9 protein-coding genes and 1 pseudogene are annotated in these 11,320 nt (G+C 76.6%); 2 read left to right on the top strand and 8 right to left on the bottom strand.

Going from position 1 to position 11,320, the window contains the following annotated elements; translation table 11 throughout:
• Positions 1–39: 39 nt before the first annotated feature.
• Positions 40–882 carry an exonuclease domain-containing protein gene (locus ACWCOM_RS10320; protein ID WP_454548655.1) on the top strand — a complete coding sequence of 281 codons (843 nt, stop codon included), beginning with the start codon at positions 40–42 and terminating at the stop codon, positions 880–882.
• Positions 883–904: 22 nt separating this feature from the next.
• On the opposite strand, the gene hemL is transcribed toward ACWCOM_RS10320, so the two are convergent.
• The 8 genes and pseudogenes from hemL to hemE form a co-directional block, all read right to left on the bottom strand.
• On the bottom strand, positions 905–2,221 hold the full coding sequence (gene hemL / locus ACWCOM_RS10315; protein ID WP_454548654.1) for a glutamate-1-semialdehyde 2,1-aminomutase: 1,317 nt from the start codon (positions 2,219–2,221) through the stop codon (positions 905–907).
• A 53-nt stretch (positions 2,222–2,274) separates the two neighbouring features.
• Positions 2,275–3,285 carry a porphobilinogen synthase gene (gene hemB / locus ACWCOM_RS10310; RefSeq protein WP_454548723.1) on the bottom strand — a complete coding sequence of 337 codons (1,011 nt, stop codon included), beginning with the start codon at positions 3,283–3,285 and terminating at the stop codon, positions 2,275–2,277.
• 111 nt (positions 3,286–3,396) lie between these two features.
• Positions 3,397–4,125, bottom strand: a pseudogene (locus ACWCOM_RS10305) (uroporphyrinogen-III synthase); the annotation flags it as partial.
• A gap of 95 nt (positions 4,126–4,220) precedes the next feature.
• On the bottom strand, positions 4,221–5,177 hold the full coding sequence (gene hemC / locus ACWCOM_RS10300) for a hydroxymethylbilane synthase (RefSeq protein ID WP_454548653.1): 957 nt from the start codon (positions 5,175–5,177) through the stop codon (positions 4,221–4,223).
• Positions 5,174–6,382, bottom strand: a complete 1,209-nt coding sequence (locus ACWCOM_RS10295; protein WP_454548652.1) for a ferrochelatase — start codon at positions 6,380–6,382, stop codon at positions 5,174–5,176. The genes hemC and ACWCOM_RS10295 overlap by 4 nt, the downstream gene beginning before the upstream one ends.
• On the bottom strand, positions 6,379–7,119 hold the full coding sequence (hemQ, locus tag ACWCOM_RS10290) for a hydrogen peroxide-dependent heme synthase (RefSeq protein WP_454548651.1): 741 nt from the start codon (positions 7,117–7,119) through the stop codon (positions 6,379–6,381). Before hemQ ends, ACWCOM_RS10295 begins: the two co-directional genes overlap by 4 nt.
• 3 nt (positions 7,120–7,122) lie before the next feature.
• Positions 7,123–8,652, bottom strand: a complete 1,530-nt coding sequence (gene hemG / locus ACWCOM_RS10285; protein ID WP_454548650.1) for a protoporphyrinogen oxidase — start codon at positions 8,650–8,652, stop codon at positions 7,123–7,125.
• Complete coding sequence (hemE, locus tag ACWCOM_RS10280) at positions 8,649–9,854, bottom strand: uroporphyrinogen decarboxylase (protein WP_454548649.1); 1,206 nt, start codon at positions 9,852–9,854, stop codon at positions 8,649–8,651. The genes hemG and hemE overlap by 4 nt, the downstream gene beginning before the upstream one ends.
• A gap of 126 nt (positions 9,855–9,980) precedes the next feature.
• On the opposite strand from hemE, the gene ACWCOM_RS10275 reads away from it, so the two are divergent.
• On the top strand, positions 9,981–11,288 hold the full coding sequence (locus tag ACWCOM_RS10275) for a glutamyl-tRNA reductase (protein WP_454548648.1): 1,308 nt from the start codon (positions 9,981–9,983) through the stop codon (positions 11,286–11,288).
• The last annotated feature ends 32 nt before the right edge of the window (positions 11,289–11,320 follow it).

The following is an 11,320-nucleotide window of genomic DNA, read 5'->3' as shown; positions in this document are numbered from 1 at the left end:
GCGGCGCAGGGGGTCGGACGGGGCCGGTACGGTGGTCCCATGCCCTCACGCCCCGCCGACGCCACCGACCAGCCGTCCCTGTTCGACGCCGCGCCGCTGCCCGCCGCGCCGCCGGCGCCCTCGGACGCCGGCGCGGAGCAGGACGTCCTGTTCGAGCTCGCCCCTCCCCCGGACGCGCCCGGGGCCGCCCCGGCGTGGACCGAGGAGCCGCGGGCGGCCTTCGACCTGGAGACGACCGGACGGGACCCGCACACCGCCCGGATCGTCACGGCGTCCGTCGTGCGCACCGACGCCGACGGCACGGTGACGGACGAGTGGGAGTGGCTGGCGGACCCGGGGGTCGAGATCCCGGCGGAGGCGGCCGCCGTGCACGGGGTGAGCACTGAGCGGGCCCGCGCCGAGGGCCGGCCGGCGGCGGAGGTCGTCGCGCAGATCGCCGCAGTCCTGGCCGAGCTGTTCGCCGCGGGGACGCCCGTGCTGGTGTTCAACGCCTCCTACGACTTCACGGTCCTCGCCCACGAGGGCCGGCGGCACGGCGTCGAGGTGCCGCAGCCGTTCCCGGTGCTCGACCCCTACGTCCTGAACAAGCAGGTCCACCGGTACCGGCGCGGCAAGCGCACCCTCGGCGCGCTGTGCGAGGAGTACGGGGTCGAGCTCACCGCCGCGCACACCTCGGCCGCGGACTCCGTGGCCACCGAGCGGCTGGCGGTGCTGATGGCGCGGCGGTTCCCCGAGCTCGTGCGCCCGGCCGCCGCGCTGCACGAGGACCAGGTGGGCTGGGCGGCGGAGCAGGCCGCGAGCCTGCAGGAGTACTTCCGGCGGACCCGGCCCGACGCGGTGGTGGACGGCGCCTGGCCGCTGCGCCGCCCCGGGGACGCCTGAGCGCCGCCGGGGCGGACGCCGCTCAGGCGGCCGGCCGGGCCTCGGCGGCGGCGCGGGCCGCCGCCGGCAGGGCGGAGACGATCCGGTCCATCGCCGCGTCGTCGTGGGCGGCGGAGAGGAACCACGCCTCGAACACCGACGGGGGCAGGTACACCCCCTGATCCAGCATGGCGTGGAAGAAGGCCGGGTAGCGGAACGCCTCCTGCGCCCTGGCCTGCGCGTAGTCGTGCACCCCGGTGGCCGAGGTGCCGAAGGCCACCGAGAACAGGCTGCCGGCCGACTGGATCGAGTGGTCGACCCCGGCCTCGTCCAGCGCGGCGCGCACGGCCTCCTGCAGCTGGGCCGACCGGCGGTCGACGGTCTGGTAGGCGATCCGGTCGGCGGTGCGCAGCGTCGCCGCGCCCGCGGCCATCGCCACGGGGTTGCCGGACAGCGTGCCTGCCTGGTAGACGGGGCCCAGCGGCGCCAGGTGGTTCATCACCTCGGCGCGGCCGCCGACCCCGGCCACGGGCAGCCCGCCGCCGATGACCTTGCCGAACATGAACAGGTCCGGCTCCCAGCCGTCCTCGCCGGCCGCGGTGAGGCCCCAGTACCCGGCCTCGTGCACGCGGAAGCCGGTCAGCACCTCGTCGAAGATCATCAGCGCGCCGTGCTCGCGCGTGAGCCGGCGCAGCCCCGCGTTGAAGCCCTCGAGGGGCGTCACCACGCCCATGTTGGCGGGTGCGCCCTCGGTGATGACGGCCGCGATCCGGCCGGGGTGGGCCGCGAAGGCCTCCTCGACGGCGGCGAGGTCGTTGTAGGGCAGGACGAGGGTCTCGGCGGCGGTGGCGGTGGTGACGCCGGCCGAGCCGGGCAGGGCGAGGGTCGCGACGCCGGAGCCCGCCTCGGACAGCAGGGAGTCGACGTGGCCGTGGTAGCAGCCGGCGAACTTCACGATCAGGTCCCGGCCGGTCACCCCGCGCGCCAGGCGGATCGCGGTCATGGCCGCCTCGGTGCCGGTCGAGACCATCCGCAGCTCGTCGATGGCGCCGATCCGGTCGACGACCAGCTCGGCGAGCTCGGTCTCGCCGCGGGTGGTCGCCCCGAAGGACAGGCCCCGTTCCACGGCCTCGTGCACGGCTTCGATGACCGCGGGATGGGAGTGGCCGATGAGGGCGGGCCCCCACGAGCTGACGAGGTCGACGTACTCGCGGCCGTCGACGTCGGTGAGGTACGGGCCCTTGGCCGCGGTGATGAACGGCGGGGTGCCGCCCACGGAGGCGAAGGCGCGCACCGGCGAGTTGACCCCGCCGGGCATGACCTTGCGGGCTCGGTCGAAGAGTTCCTGGGAGACGCTCATGGGTTCGGTCTGCTTCCTTCCGCCGGGGGTGCCGGCTCGGGGGACGGTGGGGTTCAGGAGAGGCCGTTCTCCTCGCGGAACCAGTCCGCGAGCTCGACGGCGAAGTAGGTCAGCACGGAGTCGGCCCCGGCGCGGCGGATGGAGAGCACCGACTCCTGGACGGCGGCGCGCCGGTCGATCCACCCGTTGGCCGCGGCGGCCTCGATCATGGCGTACTCCCCCGAGATCTGGTACGCGGAGACGGGCACCGGGGAGACCTCGGCGACGTCGCGCAGGATGTCGAGGTAGCTCATGGCGGGTTTCACCATGACCATGTCGGCGCCCTCGTCCAGGTCCAGCTGCAGCTCGTGGAGCGCCTCGCGCCGGTTGGCGGGGTCCATCTGGTAGGTGCGCCGGTCACCCTGCAGCTGCGAGTCCACCGCCTCCCGGAAGGGGCCGTAGAACGCCGAGGAGTACTTCGCGGAGTAGGCCAGGACGGCCACGTCGGACCGGCCCGCCTCGTCGAGGGCGGCGCGGATCACCCCGACCTGGCCGTCCATCATGCCGGAGGGCCCGAGCACGTGCGCGCCCGCCTCCGCCTGGGCCACGGCCATCCGGCCGTAGATCTCCAGGGTCGCGTCGTTGTCCACGGTCCCGTCCTCGGCCAGGACGCCGCAGTGCCCGTGGTCGGTGAACTCGTCGAGGCACAGGTCGGCCATGACCACCGTGTCGTCGCCGACCTCGGCGCGCACGGCGCGCAGGGCGCGGTTGAGCACGCCCTCCGGGTCGCACCCGGCGCTGCCCCGGGCGTCTCGCTGCGCGGGCACGCCGAAGAGCATGATCCCGCCCAGGCCCTTCGCCGCGACCTCGGCCGCGGCGCGGCGGAGGGAGTCCATGGAGTGCTGGACGACGCCCGGCATGGAGCCGAGCGGTGCGGGCTCGGTGAGGCCCTCCCGCACGAACACCGGGAGGATGAGGTCGGACGGGTGCACCCGGGTCTGGGCGGCCAGGCGCCGCACGGCGGGAGTGGTGCGCAGCCGGCGGGGCCGGGACACGAGGTCGTAGCGCGGGGGTCGGTGGGTCACGGGAGTCGTCTCCTCGGTCGGGGATGTCGTCGGTGTCGTCGGGTGCGGGCGCGGCGGCCCGCCGGGGTCCGCGAGGGCGCGGACCAGGGCGTCGCGCACCGCCGCGGGGGTGGGGCGGGCCGCCGCGAGGGCGGTCAGCCCGCGGTCGGCGGCCGCCTGCCGGGTCGGTTCGCCGATGGCCACGAGGGCGGTGCCCGCCAGCACGGCGGGGTCCTCGCCCACCAGCTCGGCGAGGTGGGAGGGCGCGGTGAGCACCACCGCGTCGGCCTCGCCGGCGGCCAGGGCCGCCAGGGCCCCGGCGCGGTCCAGCAGCGGCACGTCGCCGGTGCTCTGCGCGGTCTCCGGCACCAGGGGCTCCGGGGCCGGCCACGGGACGGTGTCGTAGGCCGTGGCCGTGAGGACACGGTACCCCTTGGCGGTGAGGCCCGCCTCCAGGGTCGGCCGGGCCCGGGCGGACAGCGGCAACAGGACGGTGCCGGGAGCCGGATCGTCCGGCCAGTCCGCGAGCAGCCCCGCGGCCGAGTGCGCCGCGCCGGGCACGAGGTCGGGGGTCAGTCCGGCGGCGGCGAGGGCCGCCGCCGTGGCGTCCCCCACCGCCGCCACGCGCAGTCCCGCGCCGCGGGCCGCGGCCAGCCGCGCGCCGAGCCCCGGCGCTCCGGCCACCGCCTGCAGTGCGTGCACGGTGTTGACCGAGGTGACCGCCAGCCAGCTGTGCCCCGCGGCCCCGGGCGCCGCCGCGCGGTCCAGCAGCGCGGACAGCGCCGCGGTGTCCTCCGGCAGGGTCGGCTCGAGCAGCGGCGCGAGCCGGACGCGGACCCCGTCGGCGCGCAGCAGCGCCACGAGCTCCCGGGCCCGCCCGGCGGAGCGCGTGACGACGACCCGGGCCCCGCACAGGGCACCGGGGCGCTCGTCGTGGCCGGGGCGCGGCACGGGCCTCAGAGCGTCAGCCGGGCCAGTCGGCCGGCGCCGTCGGCGAGCAGCTCGTCGGCCAGCCGGATCCCGAGCTCCCGGGCGGCGTCGACGGTGCGCTCCGCCGTGCTGCCGCCGCGGCGCATCACCCGGCTGCCGTCCGGGTCGGCCACGACCACGTCGAGCACCAGCTCGCCGTCCCGGAGGCGCCCGTAGGTGCCGACGGGCGCGGCGCAGCCGGCCTCGAGACGGGTCAGCAGCGCGCGCTCGGCGGTCACGGCGAGACGCGTCTCCAGGTGGTCCACGGCGGCCAGGGCGACGGCCAGCGGAGCGTCCCCAGCGGCGTCCTCGCTCCGGCACTCCAGGGCCAGGGCGCCCTGGCCGGGTGCCGGGAGCATCACGGAGGGGTCGATCAGCTCGGTGATGGCGTCCTGCCGGCCCAGCCGGTGCAGCCCCGAGGCGGCGAGCACCACGGCGTCGAGGTCGCCGGGGGCCACGCGGGCCAGGCGGGTGCCGACGTTGCCGCGGATGTCCACGATCTCCAGGTCCGGGCGGGCGGCGCGCACCTGGGCAGCCCGCCGGGGGGACCCGGTGCCGACCCTCGCCCCGGCCGGCAGCCCGGCCAGGGTGAGCCCGTCGCGGGCGCACAGGGCGTCCCGCGGGTCCTCCCGCTCGGGCACGGCGGCCACCTCGAGGCCCGGCACCGGGGCGGTGGGCAGGTCCTTGAGCGAGTGCACGGCCAGGTCCACCGAGCCCGCCAGCAGCGCCGCGCGCAGGGCCGTGGCGAAGACCCCGGTGCCGCCCATCTGGGACAGCGGGCCGGTCAGGACGTCACCCTCCGTGCGGATCGTGACGAGCTCGGGCTCGAGGCCGCCCGCGGCCGCCACGGCGCGCGCCGCCGTGCCGGTCTGGGTCAGGGCCAGCTGGGAGCCGCGGGTCCCGACCCGGAGGACGGGCCGGTCCGGGGCGGTCTCGGCCGTCACGCGTACCGCACCTCCCCGGACCCGTCGAGACCGACGGGGATCGGCTCGCCCGCGGGCCGCTGGGCGATGGTCGGGCGCGGCCCGGCCGCACCGCGCAGCACCTTGACGCAGCAGTCGGGGGCGCAGTCGTCGAACCACGTGCCCTCGGCGCACGCGGAGACCCGCGGCGGTGCGGCGCGGCCGGCGACCCGCTGCTCGACGAGGTCCGCCAGCCCGGACACGAAGGCCGGGTGGATGCCGGCGGTGGGGGTGCGCACGGCCGGCAGGCCCAGCCGCTCGCAGGTCTCCAGGGCCTCGGTGTCGAGGTCCCACTTGACCTCCATGTGGTCGGAGACGAAGCCCAGCGGCACGAGCACCGCCCCGGCGACACCGCGCGCGGCGAGCTCCTCGAGGGCGTCGTTGACGTCCGGCTCGAGCCACGGCACCTGCGGGGGCCCGGAGCGGGACTGGTAGACGAGGTCCCAGGTGTGGTCCCCCAGCTCCTCGGGCCCGACGCGCTCGAGCACGGTCCGGGCGACGGCGAGGTGCTGCGCCACGTAGGCGGAGTCCTCCTCGAACTCCATCCGCGCCGGCCCGGCCGCCTCGGCGTCGGTGGTGGGGATGGAGTGGGTGCAGAACAGGATCGCGATCCGCCCGCCCTCGGGGCCCAGCCGGTCCCGGACCTGCGCGAGGCCGTCCCGGAGGCCCTCGACGAACGGCTGCACGAACCCCTCGGAGTCGTAGTACTGGTGCACCTTGTCGATGTGCATCTCGTCCTGCAGGCCGAGCTCCTCGAGCGCGACGCCGTAGTCCTCGCGGTACTGCCGGCACCCGGAGTAGCTGGAGTACGCGCTCGTGGCCAGCACCAGCAGCCGGCGCATGCCCCGGGCGTGGCACTCCCGCACCACGTCGGTCACGTAGGGGGCCCAGTTGCGGTTGGCCCACAGCACGGGCACGTGCATCCCCCGGCCCAGCAGCTCCGCTTCCAGGGCGGAGCGCAGGGCGCGGTTCTGGGCGTTGATGGGGCTCACGCCGCCGTTGGCCCGGTAGTGGGTGGCGACCTCCTCGAGCCGCTCGTCGGGGATGCCGCGGCCCTTGGTGACGTTGCGCAGGAAGGGCAGGACGTCGTCCTGGCCCTCGGGGCCCCCAAAAGAGGAGAGGACGACGGCGTCGTAGTCCTCGGGCCGGTGGGCCCGGGCGCGGGACAGGTCGTTCTCGGCGGTCATCGCAGCACCTCCGCGATCTCCCCGGTGCCGATCCGGCGGCCGGTGTAGAAGGGCGTCTCCTCGCGCACGTGCAGCCGGGCCTCCGTGTTGCGGAAGGCCCGCATCACGTCCACGAGGTCCACGAGCTCGGGCGCCTCCAGGGCCAGCAGCCACTCGAAGTCGTTGAGCCCGAAGCAGGCGATGGTGTTGGCGAGCACCTGGGGGTAGTCCCGGGCGGCCATGCCGTGGTTGCGCAGCATCTCGCCGCGGCGCTGGGGGTTCATGTAGTACCACTCGTAGGAGCGCACGAACGGGTAGACGCACACCCACTGCTCGGCCGGGACCCCCCGGGCGAAGGACGGGGAGTGGTTGCGGGTGAACTCGGCCTCCCGGTGGACGCCCATCGCGTTCCAGACCTGGTCGGTGCCGGCCAGCAGGCCGGTGCGGCGCAGCCGGCGGACCGCCGCCTGCAGGGCCTGCGGGTCCTCGCCGTGCAGCCAGGTCAGGACGTCGGCGTCCTCGCGCATGCCGGAGACGTCGTAGACCCCGCGCAGCGTCACGCCCTCGGCGGCCAGCTGCTCGACGACGCCGTCGAACTCCGCGGCGGAGCCGTCTGCGGCGGTCCCGGAGGGCCCGGCGGGCCGGGCGAACACGCTCCACACGGCCCAGTAGAGCCGCTCCGCACCCCCGTCCTGCGCCTGTTCGGGCTCGGCGGCGGGACGGCCGTCGTGCGACTGCGGCCTGGTGTCGTGGCTCAAGGATCAGTCCTTTCGTCGGGTGGGGTCGGTGTCGGTCCGGGCCGGGGCGGGCCCGGGCGGCGCGGCGGCCTCCGGGACGCCGGCCTCGGCGAGGAGCGCGCGGACCTGGGAGCGGGTGTCGGCGACGACTGAGGCCAGTCCCGTGCCGGCCAGCCAGCCGCCGACGGCGACGGCGTCGGGCAGCTGCGCCACCGCCCGGCGGAACTCCGTCACGCGGCGGGCGTGGCCGACGCCTGCGCGGGGCAGCGCCGAGCGCCAGCGCACGATGTCCGCGCCGACCAGCTGCGCGGGGCGCAGGGGCACCCCCATCAGGGTCGAGGCGTCGGAGAGCGCCAGCCGGATCAGCTGCTCTTCGGGCAGGGCGACCTCGGGCGGCACCGCGGAGGCGTCGGGTTGGGCGCGCCCGTAGGACAGGCGCAGCACGTGCCGGCCCGGGCCGGCGGCCTCCCGCAGCCAGTCCCACTTGGCGCTGGCGTGGGTGAGGGCCTTGGCCCGCACCGCGCGGGCGTCCTCGCTGACGAGCAGGCCCGTGCCCCGCGGGGCGCCGTCCAGGCGCGGCTCGTCCACCACGAGCGTGGCGAGCGCGACCTGGGGGCCCGGCTCGGGGGTGAACCGCTGGAGCTCGTGGCGGTGCCCGGCCAGGAGCCGGACGGCGGTCGCGCCGTCCGTGGCCATGACCAGCAGCTCCCCGCGGGCCACCGCGGTCTTCTCGCCGCGGCGGGGCTGGCGCTGGATGACCATCCAGCCCTCACGGCGGGGATCGCGGTCCAGGGCGATGACGTCGTAGTCGGTGACCAGCTTCACGCCCGCGCCCTCGAGCTCGCGCACGAGGGCCTCGGACAGGGCGTTCATGCCGCCGCGCAGCCCGGCCACGTTCGCCCCCGCGGGGGCGGCCCGGCGCAGGGCCCCGGCGGCGGCGCCGAGGGAGCCGTGCTCGCGCAGGGCCCGGCGCAGGCCGGGGGCCACCGTGTCGACGTCGAGGTCGTCGGGGTGGGCGGAGTGCACGCCCGTGGTGAACGGGGCGACGAGCCGCTCCAGCACCCGTTCCCCCATCCGCACCCGGACGAGACCGCCCAGGGAGCGCTCGGTCATCCCCACGAAGGCGGGCAGCCGGCGGTCGAGGCCGGCCCGGACCACGCCCGCGCGGCCGATGGCGGCCCGCAGCCGCGGCGCGGTCGGATCGGCGGGGATGCCCAGGATCCCGGAGTCGGGGGCCGGGACCGCGCCGTCGGGCAGGAACAGCCAGGAGCCGCCCCGGCGGGGCTGCACCACGCGGCCCCCCAGCCCGAGCTCCTCCAGGAGGTCGGGCACCGCCCGGGAGCGCGTCGCGAAGGACTCCGCGCCGGAGTCCATGACGAGGCCGGCCACCTGGTGGGCGCCGACGGCGCCGCCCAGGTGGTCCTCCGCCTCGACCAGCGTGACGCGCAGGCCCCGCGCGGCGAGGTCGTGGGCGGCCACGAGGCCGGAGACGCCCCCGCCGACCACGAGGGCGGAGCGGGGCGGGGCGGGCCGGCCGGTGGGACGGGGACTCACGGCGTGCTCCCGCCCGGGGTCCGCTCCACCGGCTGGTCGTGGACGAAGCGCACGAGATCGGTCAGCACCTGGGGGTCGGTCCCGGGCGGGACGCCGTGGCCGAGGTTCACGACGTGGCCCGGCGCCCGGTCCCCGCCGCGCAGGACCTCGCGCACGTGCTCGGTCAGCACCGGCCACGGGGCCGCGAGCAGGGCGGGGTCGATGTTGCCCTGGAGCACCGTGGTCCCGCCGAGCCGGCGGTTGGCCTCCTCGAGGGGCAGCCGGTAGTCGACGCCCACGGCGTCCGCTCCGGCGTCGCGCATGGCGGCGAGCAGCTCGCCGGTGCCCGTCCCGAAGTGGACGCGCGGGACGGCGAGGTCGGCGACGGCCCCGAGGGCGGCCGTCGAGTGCTCCAGCACGTGCTCCCGGTAGTCGGCCAGCGAGAGGGAGCCCGCCCAGGAGTCGAACAGCTGCACGGCGGAGGCGCCCGCCTCGACCTGGGCGCGCAGGAACGCCCCGGACGTCCGGGCCGCCCACTCGGCCAGCGCCCGCCACGCGGCGGGGTCGGCGTGCATCATCGTGCGCGGCAGGAGGTGGTCCCGCGAGGGCCCGCCCTCCACCATGTAGGCGGCCACGGTGAAGGGGGCGCCGGCGAAGCCGATCAGCGGGGTGGCCCCGAGCTCCGCGACGGTGCGGGAAACGGCCTCCCGGACGGGGTCCAGGGCGGCGTCCGCCAGCTCCGGGAGCGCGGCGACGTCCGCGGCGGTGCGGACCGGATGCTCCAGGACGGGCCCGCGGCCCGGGACGATCTCGACGTCCACCCCGGCCACCCGCATGGGCACGACGATGTCGGAGAAGAAGATCGCGGCGTCCACGTCGTGGCGGCGCACCGGCTGGAGCGTGATCTCGGCGGCCATCGCCGGGTCGAGGCAGGCGTCGAGCATCGCGGTGCCCTGGCGCAGGCTGCGGTACTCCGGCAGGGAGCGGCCGGCCTGCCGCATGAACCACACCGGGCGGCGGTCGGGCGTGCGGCCGGTGAGCGCCTGCAGCAGCGGCGCGTCCGCCGTCCCGGCGGCGCGCAGCGGATGGCGCTCCGGCAGGGCCCCGAGCGATCCGGTCAGGCGCTCGAACGCCGCCGTGGGGTGAGTGCCGCCCGTGGGATGCCCGGGAACGGCTGCGGTCGACGTGTCCGGCGTGCTCGCCGTCTCAGGAGTGGTAGGCATAGTGCCTCCATTGTGCCAAGGAACACCGACGTCGTTTACCGACGCAGCGTCACCGCCGGGGGGTGAGCGGCCTCTCACGCGTCACCGGGGTGCGCAGGGACGGTGACCGTCTAGTATGAATGGACTGTGGTCCTCTTCGCACTCGTCGCCTCACATCAGAACGTCGATCTGAACACCGTTGCGCGTCTCAGCACCGGTGCCCTCGGGCTGTCCGAGGAGATGGTGCGCTCCGGCCGGCTCCACGGGGCCGTGACCCTGTCCACGTGCAACCGGCTGGAGCTCTACGGCGAGCTGGCCCCCGGCCCGGGCTCCGCCCCCCGGGCCGACCTGGACGACGTCCTCGCGGAGCTCGCCGAGCAGATCGGCTCCCGCTCCGGGCTCGACCCGGAGTTCGTCACCGGCGCGCTGCGGGTCTTCACCGACGCGGGCGCCGCCCGCCACCTCTTCACGGTCGTCTCGGGCCTGGAGTCCGCCGTGGTGGGCGAGCGCGAGATCACCGGGCAGGTCCGGCGGGCGCTCAACGACGCCCAGCGGGAGGGTACCGTCTCCGGTCGGCTCCTGCGCCTGTTCGAGGCGGCCGCGCGCACGGCGCGGAAGGTGGGCACGCAGACCGCGCTGGGCGAGCGCGGCCGGTCGATCGTCTCCGTGGCCCTGGACCTCGCCGACGACGTCACGACCGGCACCTGGGCCTCGCGCCGGGCCCTCGTGTTCGGCACCGGCGCCTACGCCGGGGCGACCATGGCCGCACTGCGCGACCGCGGCTGCGCCGACATCGAGGTGTTCTCCGCCTCCGGCCGCGCCGAGCAGTTCACGCAGAACCGCGGCGGGACCCCGGTGGAGCCCGCGGGGCTGCCCGCGGCCCTGGAGCGCGCCGACGTGGTGATCGGCTGCAGCGGCGGCTCCTCCCCCATGGGCGCGTCCGCGCTGCCCGCCGGGCCGCGCACCGTCGTGGACCTGGCGCTCACCCGCGACTTCGACCCGGCCGTGGCGGACCTGCCCGGCGTGGACCTGATCACCCTCGAGTCGGTGCGCCTGGCCGCCCCCGAGGAGACCCGGGAGTCGGTCGAGGCCGCGACCGGCATCGTGGAGCACGCCGCCCAGGAGTTCGCCGCGAGCCAGGACGGACGGGACATGGACGCCGCGATCGTGGCGCTGCGCCGGCACACCATGGCCGTGCTCGACGCCGAGCTCGAGAAGGTCACGTCCCACCACGGCTGCACGGCCGCGAAGGAGCAGATCGAGCTGGCGATGCGCCGCATGGTGCGCTCCCTGCTGCACACCCCCACCGTGCGCGCCCGGGAGCTCGCCGCGCAGGGCCGGCAGGACGAGTACATCACGGGCCTGGAGGCCCTGTACGGCATCGAGGTCCCCGCCGCCCCGGCCGAGCGGACCGCGCCCGCGGAGATCGACCACCGTCCGAAGGCGGCGGGGTAGGGCAGCATTTCGTGCGGCCGGCTCCGCCGGCC

It is taken from the genome of Kocuria sp. KH4, assembly GCF_053711175.1.
This window is presented reverse-complemented; position numbering and strand designations above follow the sequence as displayed.